This window comes from Yersinia sp. LJYL362, assembly GCF_048323875.1.
The window spans coordinates 1-16,767 of record NZ_JBLWEX010000214.1; the positions used below are offsets into that span (position 1 = coordinate 1).

Below are 16,767 nucleotides of genomic sequence, written 5' to 3' on the forward strand. Positions count from 1 at the left end.
CTACCGAAGAAACTAATATCTCTGGCAGCAATCTTTATAATCAGTACAGCGGTAACTTTGACCCACAACTGATGAAGATATTCGGTATTGAAGAAGTCGCTGAGAAAACGGCCCCTATTATTGGTTCGGCAGAATTGGCCGGTTATATCAGTCAACAAGCAGCACAGGCCTGTGGTTTAAAAGATGGCGCGCCGGTATTCGGTGGCATGTTTGATGTGGTCGGCGCGGCCTTAACCTCCGGTTTGCATGACAGCCACCCGCTCAGTGCCGTGGCCGGAACCTGGTCAATTGCCACCCGAGTGTTCGAGGGCTTACAGCCCTCAGACTACCCCTATGTGTGGGGAAAATATTGCATCCCAGGCACCTATTTTGTTCACGAAGGCAGCCCTACCTCCGCCAGTAATCTGGCCTGGTTTGTGCAACAATTCTTGCCGAATTTACCCGATAGCTATCAAACACTTAATCAGTGGGCGGCACTCGGTTATGAAAAGTCGGAAGATATTCTCTTCTTCCCGTGGCTATACGGCTCCAATCATAGCGCCAATCTCAGCGGCGGCCTGTTAGGACTCAGCGGGCACCACACGACTCAGGATATTGTTTACGCGATTTATCAGGGAATTGTTTTTTCGCATCTGTTACATCAGGACAAAATTCTCGCGCTGGGTGATAACACTGACTGCATTCGTTTCACTGGCGGCCCAACGCATTCTGCCATCTGGATGCAAATGTTTTGTGATGCCAGTAATTTGCCATTGGAAATTGTCGATATTCAGCAATCTGGCTGCCGGGCTGCGGCCCTGTGTGCTGCGGTAGGAAGTGGCTATTACAGCAGTTTTGAGCAAGCGATAATCGCCAGCCCGCCCCCCATCACCCGCCTGCTGCCCAATGCGGAAAAACACTCAATATTAAGAGCGCGCTTTGAGAAATTTAAGCGCATCGCTGAGGCGCTGAGTCGCGTCATGTGATTGGTGCGACGTGCAGAATTTAGCGGTGAAATACAATAATATCAGCAAATTATAGCCAAAATAATTGGAATGGCAGGTAGGCAGCAAGAAAGAGAATCCCGATGAGCTGACATAAGTCAGTGATTCGGGTGAGTGAACGTAGCTAACGCCCCGGCAATTTCAAGTATGAAGGATATAACAGTGTCCCACCATCATCCTGCCTGCACCATCGATAAGTGCGGAAAATGAGATCCACCCTTTATAAAGAGGGTGGAGCCGTCGCCTCGCACTGACAATCTATAGTAAGATCATCGTCAAAGTCAGAGTTAAAAAAATATCGACTTGGCTCCGCTAATGGTTCCACTAACGATTGTTTCTGTTATCGAACGCTTTCGCTAACTGATGTTGAATGTGAGAAAAATATGTCAAACAAACCGTTCCACTATCAGGATCCCTTCCCATTAAAGGAAGACGATACTGAGTATTACCTTGTCAGTAATAATCACGTCTCGGTAGCACAGTTTGAAGGTCACGACATTCTAAAAGTCGAACCTGAAGCCCTGACACTCCTCGCCCAACATGCTTTCCACGATGCCTCATTCCTGCTCCGCCCCGCTCACCAAAAACAAGTTGCTGCCATTTTGGATGACCCGGAAGCCAGCGAAAATGATAAGTATGTTGCCCTGCAATTCCTGCGCAATTCTGAAATCTCAGCCAAAGGGATTTTACCGACCTGTCAGGATACCGGCACCGCTATTATCGTGGGTAAAAAAGGCCAGCGTGTCTGGACCGGCGGGAATGATGCCGAAGCCCTGTCACGCGGTGTGTATAACACTTTCATTGAAGACAATCTGCGCTACTCACAAAACGCGGCGCTGGATATGTACCAAGAAGTGAATACCGGCACCAACCTGCCAGCGCAAATCGACCTGTACAGCACTGAGGGCGAAGATTATAAATTCTTATTCGTCACCAAAGGTGGCGGCTCAGCCAACAAAACCTATCTGTATCAGGAAACCAAAGCTCTGCTCTCTCCGGGTAAGCTGAAAGACTATCTGGTTGAGAAAATGCGCACCTTGGGGACAGCTGCCTGCCCGCCGTACCATATCGCTTTTGTGATCGGCGGAACCTCGGCTGAAAGCACGCTCAAAACTGTTAAGCTGGCCTCCACCAAGTATTACGATGGTCTGCCAACCGAAGGCAATGAGCACGGGCAAGCTTTCCGTGATATCCAACTGGAGCAAGAACTGCTGGAAGCAGCGCAGGATTTAGGTCTGGGCGCGCAATTTGGCGGTAAATACTTTGCTCATGATGTGCGGGTGGTGCGTTTGCCGCGTCACGGAGCCTCCTGCCCGGTTGGGATGGGGGTTTCCTGCTCTGCTGACCGAAATATCAAAGGTAAAATTAACCGCAAAGGTATCTGGCTGGAAAAACTGGAGCAAAATCCGGGGAAATATATCCCTGAGCATCTGCGCAACAGCACTGAAGGCAAAGTGGTCAAAATCGACCTTAATCGCCCGATGGCCGATATCTTAAAAGAGCTGTCACAGTATCCGGTATCAACCCGCCTGTCGCTGACCGGCACTATTATTGTTGGCCGTGATATTGCTCATGCCAAATTAAAAGAGCGGCTGGATAACGGCGAAGGTTTACCGCAGTACATTAAAGATCATCCGATCTACTACGCGGGGCCAGCGAAAACCCCGGAAGGTTATGCTTCTGGTTCACTTGGCCCCACCACCGCAGGGCGCATGGATTCCTATGTTGATCTGCTGCAATCCCACGGCGGCAGCATGATCATGTTGGCAAAAGGCAACCGCAGCCAGCAAGTCACCGATGCTTGCCACAAGCACGGCGGTTTCTATCTGGGCAGCATTGGCGGCCCCGCAGCCGTCCTGGCGCAAAACAGTATCAAGAGTTTGGAATGTGTGGAATACCCGGAACTGGGTATGGAAGCCATCTGGAAAATTGAAGTCGAAGATTTCCCAGCCTTTATTCTGGTAGATGATAAAGGCAACGATTTCTTCCAACAGATCCAGGCATCAAAATGTAACCGCTGCGGTTAACATCAAAATCCAACCTCGGTGGTTTCGCCGGGGTTGGATCGATTACAGGTAACAGGTAACAGGTAACAGGTAAAAAGCAGATCAATATTTGAATGTTTTTTAAGCACCCTGCTGGTGCAATTCATTAACCTCCGCCCCCTATTCCACACCCCATCCTTGATAATTTCACCGTGTTACGCTTCCTCACCCGCCGGGAGTTGTTCGACCACACGACAAGTTTGCACATATGTGCAAAAGCCACCACATCACGCAAAATAAAAATGTGATCAGAATCCAAAATTTGTTCAGAATAAAGTGATTGAACACAAAAACCCTATTCCCAATTATTTAATATAAATCATACCATTAAAGATTTTTGCACAGATGTGCGATATCTGAAATTAATTTTACTGTGGGAATTAGCGGATTATTGTGCTGCTGCAATGAGGAGCGTTATTTTGTGCTTTTGACTTAAAAAATAGAAAGTGATTATATCAGCTCATAGATAACTTAATGACATTTGCACAAATGTGCAAGAGGCTGAAATGGAAAAGAGCGATGATCTACGCCTGATGGTGAAAATTGCACAAATGTATTACGAGCAAAATTTCACCCAAGTTGAGATAGCGCGGGCGCTGGGAATTTATCGCACCAGCATCAGCCGAATGCTTAAGAAAGTGCGCGAGCAAGGCATTGTGACTATTTCAATCAACTACAACTATAACGAAAATTTGTTGTTGGAACAGCAGTTGAAATCGCGCTTTAAATTACGTGAGGCGATTGTCGTTTCTTCCGAGCACGATCAATCACCGGAACAACAACTGATCCTAATGGCAAAACAGTGTAGCGCACTGCTAAACCGGATTATTGAAAATGGTGATATTCTGGGCTTCTCCTGGGGCAGTGCTATTGCCACGTTGGTTGAGCAAATGGACACCTCACCGGTATCGCGCCAATTAACCTGTATCCCAATGGTCGGCGGCCCTTCAGGTAAATTAGAAAGCCGCTTCCATGTGAATACGCTGGTCTACAGCGCCGCAATGAAATTAAAAGGCGAGTCATTGCTGATCGATTTCCCTGCGATTCTGGAAGAAAGTGTTATTCGTGATGGAATTGTGCAATCTCAGCATTATCAGGCTATTGCAGATTATTGGCAGCGGCTGGATATCGCCATATTTGGTATTGGTTCACCTAATATTTCTGGCAATTCTACCTGGCGTGCCTTTTATGGCAGCGATGTGATTGACCACTTTAATGACCGACAGGTTGCCGGTGATATCTGTTCACGCTTTTATGATTTACAAGGCAACCAGGTGGAAACTTATATCTCGGATAAAACCATTACCATTCAATTAGACAACATTAAGAAAGCCCGTTATTCCATTGGGATTGCGCATTCTCACGATAAAATCAGCGGGATCATCGGCGCGATTAAAGGAAAGTATATTAATAGCCTGGTGACCACCAAAGAAACTGCCGAGGAGATATTAAAACTCACGGCATAATTTATTCATTAATCAGTCAGGGGACTAGCTCCCCCTTAAAACCTAAAGGCAGTTTAACAAATCATACTTTCGGTATGTGGCCGAGTATTATCCAAATTTAGATAGACAGGGAAATTGTATGAGCGATTGGCTAAATTTAAAAGATAAAGTAGTGATTGTCACCGGTGGTGCATCAGGAATTGGTTATGCCATTGTAGAAGAGTTATTGGCCGCAGGGGCCAAAGTGCAATTAGCTGATGTGAATCCACTTGAAGGTGAGATTAAAAATAATCCGCAGTTGAATTTTATACAGCTGGATATTTCTGACCGCACCAGCGTACAAGCAGCAATAGATAATATTTTAGCTAAACATGGGCATATTGATGCACTGGTCAACAATGCCGGAATTAACCTTCCGCGTCTATTGGTCGATCCCAAACAAAGTCATAGCCAATATGAATTGAAAGATAATGAGTTTGAAAAAATGGTCAATGTGAATCAGAAAGGGGTATATCTGATGTCACAAGCGGTAGCGCGTAATATGGTAGAAAACAACAGCGGCGTCATTATTAACCTCACCTCAGAAAGCGGATTAGAAGGTTCTGAAGGGCAAAGTTGTTATGCCGCCACCAAAGCCGCGCTATACAGTTTTACCCGCTCGTGGGCTAAAGAGTTGGGGAAATACGGCATCCGCGTAGTCGGTGTAGCCCCGGGTATTTTAGAGAAAACGGGTTTGCGCACTCTCGATTATGAAGAAGCACTGGCCTACACCCGCAACATAACGGTAGAACAATTACGGGATGGTTATACCAAGAATGCGATTCCAATTGGCCGCGCCGGGAAACTATCTGAAATCGCTGATTTCGTGACTTATCTATTATCCGAACGCGCCAGCTATATCACGGGTGTGACCTATAACATTGCCGGCGGAAAAACTCGCGGCTAACAGGAGGCATAATGGTTAATGTCATTTTTTGTGCTCACGGTGACTTAGCGGTTTCAATGCTCAATTCCGTCAATATTGTATATGGCGAAACACAGAATATTACCCCGCTGCTGTTTAACCGAGGTGAGAATGCCGACAATCTTGTGAATAAAATGCAGGGTGTCATGGCAAAGAATCAACATGACTCCTGGTTAATTGCCGTGGATTTACAAGGTGGCAGCCCTTATAACGCTGCCGCACGTTTAGCATTCAGTGATAGTCGTGTTCATGTCATCAGTGGATTATCTCTGCCATTAGCACTGGAAATTGCCGATAACCAGCAAGTGATGGCGGCAGAAGAACTGACCGACTATTTACTCGACATAGGTACACAGTGCGTGCAGTCATTCCGTCACCAACAAAATAATGAAGAAGAAGAGGCCGACTTTATATGAAAATCAATCTGGCAAGAATTGACGACCGGCTGATTCATGGTCAGGTCACCACGGTTTGGGCCAAAGAGGCTAAAGCTGGGCGTATTATTATTTGTAGCGACGACGTTTATAACGATGAAATCCGGAAAACATTATTAAAACAGGCAGCGCCGCCGGGAATCAAAGTGAATGTCGTTAATATTGAAAAGGCGGTAGCTGTTTATCACAACCCAAATTATATCAATGACACCGTATTCTATTTATTCACCAATCCAACAGATGTTTTACGATTGGTGGATCAAGGCGTGAAAATTGATGTCATTAATATTGGCGGCATGGCATTTAAACATGGGAAAACACAATTAACCAAAGCAGTATCAGTTGATCAAAATGATATTAATGCATTTTATGCATTAGCTGAACGCGGCGTTCATTTAGATTTACGGGTAGTCACCTCCGATCCTGATGTGGATGTGATTAAAAAATTACGCGAGCTGGAGTCTAAATAACGACACTTCACTTTAAATATAAGTAATAACCCAGATTTTATTAAACATTTAAATCCGATTACTTAATCTGGTCAATACAACTATTTAGTTATAACCCACTGCTGTCGAGAATTGTATTGTCCAAAGGGGTCCACCATGGAAATAAGTTTACTACAGATAATCTTAATCTTTATTTTCTCATGCATTGCCGGTATCGGCAGCGTACTGGATGAGTTCCAAACTCACCGGCCATTAATTGCCTGTACCATTACCGGCCTGATTTTGGGTGATATGACCACCGGCGTTATCCTCGGCGGTACGCTGGAGTTAATTGCTCTTGGTTGGATGAACGTCGGTGCTGCGCAATCACCTGACTCCGCGCTCGCCAGTATTATCGCCACTATTCTGGTGATTGTCGGCCATCAGAATATTGCCACCGGGATCGCCATTGCCCTGCCGGTAGCCGCAGCAGGCCAGGTACTGACTGTCTTTGCCCGCACCATCACAGTGGCGTTCCAGCACGCCGCAGACCGAGCCGCGGAGAAAGCCAATTTTGCCATGATTGATTTTATGCATGTGTCGGCATTGCTGGTTCAGGCTATGCGAGTCGCCATTCCGGTATTGATCGTGTCTATCTTTGTCAGCGCCGATACCGTTAGCCACATGCTCAACGCGATTCCAACTGTGGTGACTCATGGGTTGCAAATTGCGGGCGGATTTATCGTGGTCGTCGGCTACGCCATGGTGCTCAATATGATGGGTGTGAAATACCTTATGCCCTTCTTCTTCCTCGGTTTTATTGTCGGAGGTTACCTTGGTTTCAGCCTGCTCGCGTTCGGCGGCATCGGCCTGATTATTGCCTTGCTGTATATCCAGTTAAACCCGCTTTATCAGAAACCGGCAGCGCCTGTAGCCCAAGCCAGCCAAGCCAAACTTGATGAATTAGAAGACTAGGAGACGCCGACATGACCACATTAAACAAACGATTAACCCGGTCTGATCTGTTTAAAATGTTTTTACGCAGTAACTTGCAACAGGCCTCTTTTAACTATGAACGTATTCACGGCCTGGGCTTCTGCTATGACATGGTGCCAGCAATCAAGCGCTTGTATCCGCTAAAAGAAGACCAAATTGCCGCATTGAAACGCCATTTAGTGTTCTTTAACACCACACCGGCGGTCTGCGGGCCGGTGATCGGTGTCACTGCCGCCATGGAAGAGGCGCGTGCCAATGGCGCTGACATTGATGAAGGGGCAATCAATAGCTTGAAAGTTGGGTTGATGGGGCCACTGGCTGGGGTCGGTGACCCACTGATTTGGGGCACCTTGCGCCCTATCACTGCCGCTTTAGGGGCTTCGCTAGCACTGAATGGCAATGTGCTAGGGCCAATTCTCTTCTTCCTGTCCTTCAACTCAGTACGTCTGGCCCTGAAATGGTTCGGACTGCAATACGGTTTCACCAAGGGCATCAATATCGTCAAAGACCTTGGCGGGAATGTGCTGCAAAAACTGACCGAGGGTGCCTCAATTCTGGGCTTGTTCATCATGGGGGTATTGGTCACCAAATGGACCAGTATCAATGTGCCGTTGGTGATATCGAAAACACCGGGCCACGACGGCACGACGGTGACTATGACGGTACAAAACATTTTGGATCAGCTGTGCCCAGGGTTATTGGCGCTAGGGCTAACCCTGCTCATGATGCGATTACTGAAACGTAAAATTAACCCTATTTGGCTCATCTTCTCCCTGTTTGGCCTCGGAATTGTAGGCTCATGGCTTGGCATTCTTTCCTGATTAATGCCGGGGAGTTTTTTTATTCAACTTAACATTTTTTATTCGACCTGAAGTTTTATATTTGAAAAATAATTGAGGTGGTTCCACATGAAAACTAAAGCACTGCGTTTATATGGTAAAAATGACCTGCGTCTGGAAAGCTTTGATTTACCGGAAATTGGCGATGATGAAATTCTGGCCACTGTGGTGACCGACAGTATTTGCCTCTCTTCGTGGAAAGAAGCCAATTTGGGCGCTGACCATAAAAAAGTACCGGATAATGTAGCAGAAAACCCTATTATTATTGGCCATGAATTTTGCGGCGATATTCTACAGGTTGGTAAGAAATGGCAGCATAAATTCAAACCCGGTAGTCGTTATGTGATTCAGGCTAATTTGCAATTACCCGACCGCCCAGATTGCCCCGGATATTCTTTCCCTTATGTTGGCGGTGAAGCCACCCATGTGGTTATTCCCAACGAAGTCATGGAACAAGATTGTTTGCTTCCCTATGAAGGTGAAAGTTATTTTGAAGGTTCATTGGTAGAGCCACTTTCTTGTGTTATCGGTGCATTTAACGCCAATTACCACCTGGTTCCTGGTACTTATCAGCATAAAATGGGGATCAAACCTGCTGGTAATGTGCTGATTCTCGGGGGGACCGGCCCGATGGGATTATTAGCCATTGATTACGCACTGCATGGGCCAATTAATCCGCAATTATTGGTGATTACAGACCGTCACCAGCAAAAACTGGATTATGCCGCCCGCTTGTATCCGAGTGAGCCACAAACTCAGGTGCATTATCTCAATACCAAACAAACTGATGATCAGTTTGAACGTTTAATGGCGCTGACCGAAGGTAAAGGTTATGACGATATCTTTGTTTTCGTGCCTTCAGCTGAATTGGTCACATTGGCTTCAAGCCTATTAGCACCCGACGGCTGCTTTAATTTCTTTGCTGGCCCGCAGGATAAGAATTTTATGGCGTCGGTTAATTTCTACGATATTCATTATTCCTTTACCCATTATGTTGGTACCTCGGGTGGCAATACCGACGACATGAGAGAAGCAGTAAAGTTAATTGAAGCGAAGAAAGTAAATGCCGGTAAAGTGGTATCCCATATTCTTGGGCTAAATGATGCCGCAGAAACCACATTGAATTTACCGCACATTATCGGTGGCAAGAAGTTGGTTTACACCGGCAAAAATATGCCGCTGACATCATTGAGTGAACTGATGAGCCACCAGCAAGATTCGCCGTTATTACAAGAACTACAGGCTATTTTGCGTAAAACTGACGGGTTGTGGTCAAAAGCAGCTGAAGATTTTGTTTTAGCTCACGCCCAAGAGATTTAACCGTTGAACGAGGGCGGTAAATAGAAACTACCGCCCTCAACTCATTCCACCGGCAGATGCTTTGCCGTTGATTCATCTGTAGTTGCATCATTTGCCACCGCATTGAGCAATACATCCAACAAACCGGGGAATCGGGCATCAATATCATCACGCCGCAGTGATAATAAACTCTCTCGCCCACAAGGCCGTTGCCAGATAACGCCACTTTCACGCAGTACTCGCCAATGATGGGTTAAGGTCGATTTAGATAGCCCGTGTACCAAAGTGCCACATGCATGTTCGCCCCCCGCCGCTAGCCTACGCACCACAGCCAACCGCAGCGGATTACCTAAAGCCGTCAGCACATTTTCCAAACGGATCTGCTCACGCTCAGGGTGATTTGCAATCATAGTGTTCCTATTAATAAGTGACAGTCAGCAGGGAAATCCCCCACCAAACTACCGGGTTCGGCCAAATCAAACGGCCCTTAGCGGGCGGCAATATAGCCTATACTCCATTTTGACCCTACTCATAATTCTAGCGCAATGATGGAAGCATCCTCAGTCATCGCTCCTCGCTATTATTGCATAGTTTCAGAACAAATAATTAAATTGTACGTGTATATTAGTACAATGAGACTATACTATTCGCGATCACATGATCATTAGCAGCAATGCTGAACATAAACCAACAACTTCCCGGTAGGGCATCAAGCCGCCCACCCCGAAATTGCCATTACCATTTAAGGACTTAATATGGCACGTAAAACTCCTATCGAGCGCTATCGCAATATCGGTATCTCCGCCCACATCGACGCGGGTAAAACCACCACTACCGAGCGTATTTTGTTCTACACCGGCGTCAGTCATAAGCTGGGTGAAGTGCATGATGGTGGCGCGACGACTGACTGGATGGCGCAGGAGCAGGAACGTGGCATTACCATTACATCGGCTGCCGTGACCTGCTTTTGGAAAGGTATGGACAGAACCTTGCCCGAGCACCGTATCAATATTATCGACACCCCCGGACACGTAGATTTCACCATTGAGGTGGAGCGTTCCATGCGGGTGCTCGACGGTGCGGTCATGGTGTATGACGCGGTCGGTGGTGTACAGCCACAATCCGAAACCGTCTGGCGTCAAGCCAATAAATACCGTGTTCCGCGCTTAGCATTCGTCAATAAAATGGATCGCCCCGGCGCTGACTTTTTCCGCGTACGCCAGATGATGATTGACCGTCTGAAAGCCAATCCGGTGCCCATTGTGATTCCAATCGGCAGTGAAGAGCACTTTACTGGTGTGGTGGATTTACGGCTGATGCGCGCCATTATCTGGGATGAAGCGTCTCAAGGCATGACATTTAGCTATGAGCCCATTCCAGAAAACTTACTGGCGACGGCGAATGAGTGGCGCGAGAAAATGGTCTCCGAGGCGGCTGAAGCTTCTGAAGCGCTGATGACAGAATATCTGGAAACCGGTGACCTGACGGTGGATGAAATCACCCAAGGTCTACGGATTCGGACCATTGCCGGTGAAATCCAGCCCATGTTGTGCGGCAGTGCTTTTAAGAATAAAGGTGTGCAGCGCATGTTGGATGCGGTGGTTGAATTGATGCCATCGCCAGTGGATATTCCACCGGTCAGTGGCACTGATGAAGATGGCAACGAAGTCAGCCGTAAAGCCGATGATAACGAAAAATTCTCGGCGCTGGCGTTCAAATTAATGACTGACCCGTATGTCGGTCAGCTGACTTTCGTGCGCGTCTATTCCGGCGTACTGAGCAAAGGCGACAGTGTTTACAACCCCATTCGCGGTAAGAAAGAGCGTATTGGCCGTATTGTTCAGATGCATGCCAATAATCGGATTGAAGTGGATGAAATCCGTGCTGGTGATATCGCGGCTTGTGTGGGGTTGAAGGATGTGACTACCGGGGAAACCCTGTGCGACCCGGATGCCGTGATTACACTGGTACGTATGGAATTCCCTGAGCCGGTTATTTCGCAAGCCATTGAGCCGAAGACCAAGGCGGATCAGGAGAAAATGGGTATCGCACTGCAACGCCTCGCATCGGAGGATCCATCATTCCGTATCCGTACTGATGAAGAGTCCGGCCAGACGATTATCTCCGGCATGGGTGAATTGCATCTGGAAATTATTGTTGACCGCATGAAGCGTGAGTTCGGTGTGGAAGCCAATATCGGCAAACCGCAGGTGACTTACCGCGAAACAGTGCGTAAGACAGTGACCGATGTAGACGGTAAATTTGTCCGTCAGTCTGGTGGTAAAGGGCAATATGGCCACGTGGTCTTTACCCTCGAACCCCAGGAGCCGGGTAGCGGTGTGGCTTTTGTCGATGCCACTAAAGGCGGTGTGGTGCCGCGTGAGTTTATCGGAGCGGTCGAAAAAGGTGTGCTAGAAGCCACCAATACCGGGGTTTTGGCCGGTTATCCAGTCGTGGATGTGAAAGTGACCCTGACGTTCGGTTCCTATCACGAAGTGGACTCATCGGAGCTGGCGTTTAAAATGGCCGCCATTTTTGGTTTCAAAGAAGCGGTCAAACGCGCCTCGCCGGTGATCCTTGAGCCGGTGATGAGTGTCGAGGTCGAAACACCGGAAGAGTATGCCGGTAATGTGATGGGCGACCTTTCCTCTCGCCGTGGCTTGGTGCAAGGGATGGAAGAGATGATCGGTGGCGGGAAGATTATCCGTGCCGAAGTGCCGTTATCCGAAATGTTCGGCTACTCCACTGTGTTGCGTTCCATGTCACAAGGCCGCGCGACTTATACTATGGAATTCAAGCATTACGCTGAAGCACCCCGTAATGTGGCCGATGCCATTATTGCGGCGCGGGGTAATAGAAGCTAACCGTCGCTATGAAGTTCAGACCAAGCCGCCATTGGAGTTTTCCCAGTGGCGGTTTTTTAATGACCATAAAACAGCCAACACACCTGCAACCTGAAAGATAATATCCATACAGCATTCTCCTATAGCTTTCGTGGTGCAGGCAGGCGGCAAATGAGAGCATCCCGATGAGCTTACTCAAGTCAGTGATTCGGGTGTTCGAATGCAGCCAACACACCTGCAGCGGGAAAGATGACGGAGAATTAAAACGTCACGGGCGTATTCACCCACAGCACTTTCGCGATTGACTGGCCGATATTACGATAACCGTGGGGGACATTGCTGGGGAAATAAAAGGAATCGCCCACGGCGAGGGTATAAGTTTCTTCACCTAAATACAGGGCAATTTCCCCTTCCAGCACGTATCCCATCTCCTCACCGTGGTGTTCTATCTGCCCATCACTGGCGACACCCGGCTCAATGATATGAATGTTTCCCTGCAACAATCCCCCCTTGTGGTGATGCGTCAGGTTTTCCAACGCGATACCGCCTTTCTTGTTACGGTGCACAAACCGTTTACGGATACGCTGTTCCGGCTTCAACACCGGTGAATCTGCCACCCAGCTTTCGGCCATCAAATCCGAAATATTGGTTTCCAAAGCGCTGGCGAGACGGTGCAACATAGCCAGCGAGGGCGACGCTACCTCATTTTCCAGTTTCGACAATAAACTCTCTGAGCATCCCACCTTGAGCGCTAACTGCTTTAGCGTGATGTCCTGCGCCACACGGGCATGACGTAAACGCATCCCTAAATCAGATAAAACAAAACCGCCGTTATCGCCGTTTTTTTTCATAAGTTGATATCTGCTACTCATAGTCAATCAAACGCCCGGCGTATCCTTGCCGGGCCACATTCACGATACAGAACACACTGCACTATTACCCTGCGACACTAAAATGCACATCCTGTGGGTTACAGCCATTGATTGGCACAATATCTTGCGGGCAAGCAGACATTACAACAATGCATTCCAGCTCGGCACGAATCTCAACATAATCACCCGCTTTGCTCACCGTCGGTAACCAGGAAATGGTGTAATCCGGATTGACGGGCGTATTCATCCACAGGTTCAAGGGTTGTGGCACTTCACGTGCACGCAGCCCAATCGCATTCAGCGCTAAACGCATATTATCAGCACAACTGTCATGGTATTCAGTGATCCCCATATTGCTATAGCGATAAAGGTCACAGGCCGCAATCAGCGTGTCATGCACACCGGGTGAGGTATCAGTCAACAATGTGCCGATGATGCGGCGCTGATTGGTGACCAGTGCATCCCCCGGCTGAGGAATGATTTTATCAATAAATGCACGAGTGTGTTCCATTGATGAGAACTCACTCAAATCGGCGCTATTGAATAACCAGGTGTCACACACCTGACTGCCGGGAGTGTTGATAATGCGGATAATCTGCCCTTTTTGTAAGCGCACCGCCCGGCCACAGCGGGCAGGAACGGTATACACTTCGCCAATCACCGGCGTCCCATCAGCAGAAATGGGCGAGGATAACGTGGCATTAGTGCCCAGCGCGCTACCGTTGTCTTTTTCACAGCAAGCAGGATAAGTGTGGGTGCTCATGGGTAACTCCTATGGGTTGATTTGCCAGTTCTGTCAGGCAACAGGCTAAGGCCTTCGCGCCGAGGTACAGATACTGAGGGTCTGTATATTCAGCCGGGTTATGACTGATGCCGTTATGGCTGGGAACGAAAAACATACTGGTCGGGCAATGGCTGGCCAGATGCATTGCATCGTGGAATGCACCGGAAGTCAGCAGCGCGGTTTCTATCTCTAATGCCTGGGTGCAAGCATATTGTTGTGCCAATAGCTGTGTATTGAAGGCCACCGGTGCATGACTGAATACGCACTCGACTACCACGTTATCTGCCGCTATCTGCCGCATCCAATCATCAAACTCCGCTAATACCGTCGGGTTGGCATGGCGGAAATCGAGGGTGAAAGTGGCACGACCGGCAATGGTATTAATGGCATTTGGCTCAATCTCCCAGCGGCCAAAAGTCAGACGTAATTCATCTGCTGGCAGTGCGGCAGCTTGCTGTTCCAGTTGCTGAACTGTCTGGCGGGCCAGCGACATCGCATCCTGACGATCCGCCATCGGCGTGGTGCCAGCATGGGCCGATTGCCCCAGACAGGTGACCTGATACCAACGCACGCCCTGGATACCTTGCACTAGTGCTAACGGCTGATTGGCTTGCTCGAGCACCGGCCCCTGCTCGATATGCAATTCGACAAAAGCCGCCAGGGGCAAGGTGGCACGACGTGGTAAATGTGGAAAACGCTGATGGCAGCGTGTCAGCGCCTGCACTAAAGTCTCGCCCTGTGCATCCTGATTATTCAGATAATTTGCCAAACGCTGCGGTTGTACAAAGACACTCGACCCCATAGCTCCGGGAGAGAATCGGCTGCCCTCTTCGTTCATCCACACCGCCACTTCAATCGGGCGCAAAGTGGTGACTCCGGCCTGAGCCAGAGCGCTCAAACACTCCATACCGGCAATGACGCCATAGCAACCATCAAGATTGCCGCCGCAGGGTTGAGTATCAATATGGCTGCCCGTCACTACCGGCGGTAAATCTTCACGACCGGCGCGGCGAATAAACAGGTTTGCGCAGTCATCCGTCATCACTTCGCAGCCTAATGTATAGGCCCAGTCAATGAGCCATGCTCTGGCTTCTAATTCTTCAGCGGATAAAGCTTGTCGATTAACACCGCCGTTCTCCAGCGCACCAAAGCGGGCTAGTTGCGCCAATTTACTCATTAAGCGCTGTTGGCTAATATGACCGGCAACCTGAACACCTGCGCGATTAAGCATGCCCAGCCTCCGCTTCATCCAGTTGCAGTGGCCGTTTAAACCACGGCGCAAGAAATGATTTCAACCGGTCAGTCTGCGGTTGGCGGAATAAAGTCGCGGGCGCACCACTTTCAACAATTGAGCCGTCAGCCATAAACACCACGCGGGACGAAATTTTGGCCGCGAATGACATTTCGTGCGTCACCATCACCATGGTCATGCCGTTGTTTGCCAGTGCCTTAATCACATCCAGCACCTCCTCCACCCGTTCAGGGTCAAGAGCGGAGGTCGGCTCATCCAGTAACAATAACTCCGGCTCCAGAGCCAATGCTCGGGCAATGCCCACCCGCTGCTGCTGCCCGCCGGATAATCGCGACGGACGAGCTTGCGCCTTATCCGACATCCCGACCTGAGCCAGTGCCGCGGCCGCTTTTTTGCGCGCTTCATCGCGGGGCAGTTTTTTCCCCAGAATTAGCGGTGCACAAACATTTTCCAGCACTGTCATGTGCGGCCACAGATTGAATTGCTGGAAGACCATCGCCAGTGGGCGGCGCACCTCAGCAATTAATGTCGCACTGTCGCGATGCTTCACCTCACGCCCGGCACTGCTATAACCCAGTAATTGCCCCTTGATCAGGACTTCCCCCTCGTCATAGGCTTCGAGGAAATTCATGCACCGCAGCGCAGTGGTTTTCCCTGAGCCAGAGGGGCCAATTAAGGTAACAATTTCACCGGCATTGACCGTCAAATTAATCCCTGCCAACACCCGATTAGCCGCAAAGGATTTGCCTAACTGGCGTAATTCAATAATGGGTTCGTGACTCATCATATTATCCCTCTATGGCCTGACGGCTGAGTAAGCGCACACCAACACTGACACCTTGTGCCAGCAGCCAATAACTGAGGATCAACAGGGTATAAGGCACAATATAGGTGTAGGTATTGGCGACTATCTGCCCGGTGGTCATGGTCAACTCCGGCACCGTGATAATCGATGCCACAGCGCTCTCTTTAATAGTCAAAATGAACTGATTACCCAACAGCGGTAAGCTAAAGCGCAAAGCTTGCGGCGTCTGGATGTGCCAAAAACTTTTCCACGCTGAAATATCATGCACTTGCGCTGCTTCCAACTGCCCGTGCCCGATGCTTTTCCACGCAGTGCGGAAGATTTCGCCAAAATAAGCAGAGCTGTAAATGGCCAGCGATATCACCGTGGCTTCAACCGCACTTAGCGTCACGCCGATAGCGGGCAAACCGAAATAAAACACCGCCAGTTGTGCCAGATAAGGTGTGCCGCGAATCAGCCACACATAGGTGCGCCAAGGCCAGAACAACCAACGGTTATGACGGCACACCGCCTGCAAGATAAAGCCGGCAAAAGCTCCAATGATCGCCGCACTCATGCTGATCCCCAACGTGACACCCAATGCGCGAGCAAAGTCCGGCAGATAAAGGAAGAAATCGTTCATCGGCTCTCCTTATGCCAGCGCCGTTCAACATAATTGCCTAACAGTGCCAGCAAGCTGGTCAGCACCAGATAAGACAACGCAATCGCGATATACACCTCTAATGGGCGGTAGGTCGCCGATGCCAACTGCTGCCCCACCCGCATCAAATCGGTGATG

Annotated in this window: 16 protein-coding genes and 1 pseudogene; 10 read left to right on the top strand and 7 right to left on the bottom strand. The window is 48.9% G+C overall.

From position 1 onward, the window contains the following. From ACNSO8_RS11415 to ACNSO8_RS11455, 9 genes are all read left to right on the top strand, one after another. Positions 1–965: FGGY-family carbohydrate kinase (locus ACNSO8_RS11415; protein WP_418394694.1), on the top strand; the 965-nt coding region annotated here is incomplete at its 5' end. A gap of 401 nt (positions 966–1,366) precedes the next feature. Continuing rightward, positions 1,367–3,010 (top strand): class I fumarate hydratase FumA, encoded by a 1,644-nt coding sequence (gene fumA / locus ACNSO8_RS11420; protein ID WP_418394695.1) that lies wholly within the window; start codon positions 1,367–1,369, stop codon positions 3,008–3,010. A gap of 524 nt (positions 3,011–3,534) precedes the next feature. After that, the gene (locus tag ACNSO8_RS11425) at positions 3,535–4,494 is read left to right on the top strand and encodes a sugar-binding transcriptional regulator (protein WP_418394696.1); all 960 of its coding nucleotides are present in this window, start codon (positions 3,535–3,537) and stop codon (positions 4,492–4,494) included. Between the two features lie 118 nt (positions 4,495–4,612). Further along, positions 4,613–5,419 (top strand): SDR family oxidoreductase, encoded by an 807-nt coding sequence (locus ACNSO8_RS11430; RefSeq protein ID WP_418394697.1) that lies wholly within the window; start codon positions 4,613–4,615, stop codon positions 5,417–5,419. A gap of 11 nt (positions 5,420–5,430) precedes the next feature. After that, positions 5,431–5,853 (top strand): PTS sugar transporter subunit IIA, encoded by a 423-nt coding sequence (locus ACNSO8_RS11435; RefSeq protein WP_418394698.1) that lies wholly within the window; start codon positions 5,431–5,433, stop codon positions 5,851–5,853. After that, the gene (locus ACNSO8_RS11440; protein ID WP_019080401.1) at positions 5,850–6,341 is read left to right on the top strand and encodes a mannose/fructose/sorbose PTS transporter subunit IIB; all 492 of its coding nucleotides are present in this window, start codon (positions 5,850–5,852) and stop codon (positions 6,339–6,341) included. Before ACNSO8_RS11435 ends, ACNSO8_RS11440 begins: the two co-directional genes overlap by 4 nt. Positions 6,342–6,476: 135 nt before the next feature. Continuing rightward, positions 6,477–7,274, top strand: coding sequence for a PTS mannose/fructose/sorbose transporter subunit IIC (locus ACNSO8_RS11445; protein WP_418394699.1), 798 nt, complete (start codon positions 6,477–6,479; stop codon positions 7,272–7,274). Positions 7,275–7,285: 11 nt separating this feature from the next. Next, a complete protein-coding gene (locus ACNSO8_RS11450; protein WP_011815634.1) occupies positions 7,286–8,116 on the top strand; it encodes a PTS system mannose/fructose/sorbose family transporter subunit IID in 831 nt (276 codons plus the stop codon). An 87-nt stretch (positions 8,117–8,203) separates the two neighbouring features. Then, complete coding sequence (locus ACNSO8_RS11455) at positions 8,204–9,454, top strand: zinc-binding dehydrogenase (protein ID WP_418394700.1); 1,251 nt, start codon at positions 8,204–8,206, stop codon at positions 9,452–9,454. Positions 9,455–9,495: 41 nt separating this feature from the next. Here the strand turns inward: ACNSO8_RS11455 and ACNSO8_RS11460 are convergent, their stop codons facing one another. Beyond that, positions 9,496–9,843, bottom strand: a complete 348-nt coding sequence (locus ACNSO8_RS11460) for an ArsR/SmtB family transcription factor (protein ID WP_418394701.1) — start codon at positions 9,841–9,843, stop codon at positions 9,496–9,498. Between the two features lie 345 nt (positions 9,844–10,188). Here ACNSO8_RS11460 and fusA point away from each other — a divergent pair, with 345 nt between their 5' ends. Next, positions 10,189–12,297, top strand: a complete 2,109-nt coding sequence (fusA, locus tag ACNSO8_RS11465; RefSeq protein ID WP_418394702.1) for an elongation factor G — start codon at positions 10,189–10,191, stop codon at positions 12,295–12,297. 239 nt (positions 12,298–12,536) lie between these two features. Here fusA and ACNSO8_RS11470 read toward each other — a convergent pair whose 3' ends face one another. The 6 genes and pseudogenes from ACNSO8_RS11470 to ACNSO8_RS11495 all read right to left on the bottom strand — a co-directional run. Continuing rightward, on the bottom strand, positions 12,537–13,127 hold the full coding sequence (locus ACNSO8_RS11470) for a cupin domain-containing protein (RefSeq protein WP_418394703.1): 591 nt from the start codon (positions 13,125–13,127) through the stop codon (positions 12,537–12,539). Positions 13,128–13,212: 85 nt separating this feature from the next. Next, positions 13,213–13,911 carry a DUF1989 domain-containing protein gene (locus ACNSO8_RS11475; RefSeq protein ID WP_418394704.1) on the bottom strand — a complete coding sequence of 233 codons (699 nt, stop codon included), beginning with the start codon at positions 13,909–13,911 and terminating at the stop codon, positions 13,213–13,215. Beyond that, entirely contained in the window at positions 13,880–15,163 is a 1,284-nt protein-coding gene (locus tag ACNSO8_RS11480) for a M20 family metallo-hydrolase (protein WP_418394705.1), read from the bottom strand. The genes ACNSO8_RS11475 and ACNSO8_RS11480 overlap by 32 nt, the downstream gene beginning before the upstream one ends. Continuing rightward, positions 15,156–15,971, bottom strand: coding sequence for an amino acid ABC transporter ATP-binding protein (locus ACNSO8_RS11485; RefSeq protein WP_418394706.1), 816 nt, complete (start codon positions 15,969–15,971; stop codon positions 15,156–15,158). Before ACNSO8_RS11485 ends, ACNSO8_RS11480 begins: the two co-directional genes overlap by 8 nt. Before the next feature lies 1 nt (position 15,972). Next, the gene (locus tag ACNSO8_RS11490) at positions 15,973–16,611 is read right to left on the bottom strand and encodes an amino acid ABC transporter permease (RefSeq protein WP_418394707.1); all 639 of its coding nucleotides are present in this window, start codon (positions 16,609–16,611) and stop codon (positions 15,973–15,975) included. Further along, a pseudogene (locus ACNSO8_RS11495) lies at positions 16,608–16,767 on the bottom strand (amino acid ABC transporter permease); the annotation flags it as partial. The gene ACNSO8_RS11490 and the pseudogene ACNSO8_RS11495, both read right to left, overlap by 4 nt.

Bases quoted from the DNA above. Each gene is read 5' to 3' on its own strand.
- ACNSO8_RS11485 (WP_418394706.1), bottom strand. From the start codon at position 15,971: ATGATGAGTCACGAACCCATTATTGAATTACGCCAGTTAGGCAAATCC.
- fumA (WP_418394695.1), top strand. From the start codon at position 1,367: ATGTCAAACAAACCGTTCCACTATCAGGATCCCTTCCCATTAAAGGAA.
- fusA (WP_418394702.1), top strand. From the start codon at position 10,189: ATGGCACGTAAAACTCCTATCGAGCGCTATCGCAATATCGGTATCTCC.
- ACNSO8_RS11480 (WP_418394705.1), bottom strand. From the start codon at position 15,163: ATGCTTAATCGCGCAGGTGTTCAGGTTGCCGGTCATATTAGCCAACAG.
- ACNSO8_RS11490 (WP_418394707.1), bottom strand. From the start codon at position 16,611: ATGAACGATTTCTTCCTTTATCTGCCGGACTTTGCTCGCGCATTGGGT.
- ACNSO8_RS11470 (WP_418394703.1), bottom strand. From the start codon at position 13,127: ATGAAAAAAAACGGCGATAACGGCGGTTTTGTTTTATCTGATTTAGGG.
- ACNSO8_RS11435 (WP_418394698.1), top strand. From the start codon at position 5,431: ATGGTTAATGTCATTTTTTGTGCTCACGGTGACTTAGCGGTTTCAATG.
- ACNSO8_RS11440 (WP_019080401.1), top strand. From the start codon at position 5,850: ATGAAAATCAATCTGGCAAGAATTGACGACCGGCTGATTCATGGTCAG.
- ACNSO8_RS11475 (WP_418394704.1), bottom strand. From the start codon at position 13,911: ATGAGCACCCACACTTATCCTGCTTGCTGTGAAAAAGACAACGGTAGC.
- ACNSO8_RS11455 (WP_418394700.1), top strand. From the start codon at position 8,204: ATGAAAACTAAAGCACTGCGTTTATATGGTAAAAATGACCTGCGTCTG.
- ACNSO8_RS11460 (WP_418394701.1), bottom strand. From the start codon at position 9,843: ATGATTGCAAATCACCCTGAGCGTGAGCAGATCCGTTTGGAAAATGTG.
- ACNSO8_RS11450 (WP_011815634.1), top strand. From the start codon at position 7,286: ATGACCACATTAAACAAACGATTAACCCGGTCTGATCTGTTTAAAATG.
- ACNSO8_RS11425 (WP_418394696.1), top strand. From the start codon at position 3,535: ATGGAAAAGAGCGATGATCTACGCCTGATGGTGAAAATTGCACAAATG.
- ACNSO8_RS11445 (WP_418394699.1), top strand. From the start codon at position 6,477: ATGGAAATAAGTTTACTACAGATAATCTTAATCTTTATTTTCTCATGC.
- ACNSO8_RS11430 (WP_418394697.1), top strand. From the start codon at position 4,613: ATGAGCGATTGGCTAAATTTAAAAGATAAAGTAGTGATTGTCACCGGT.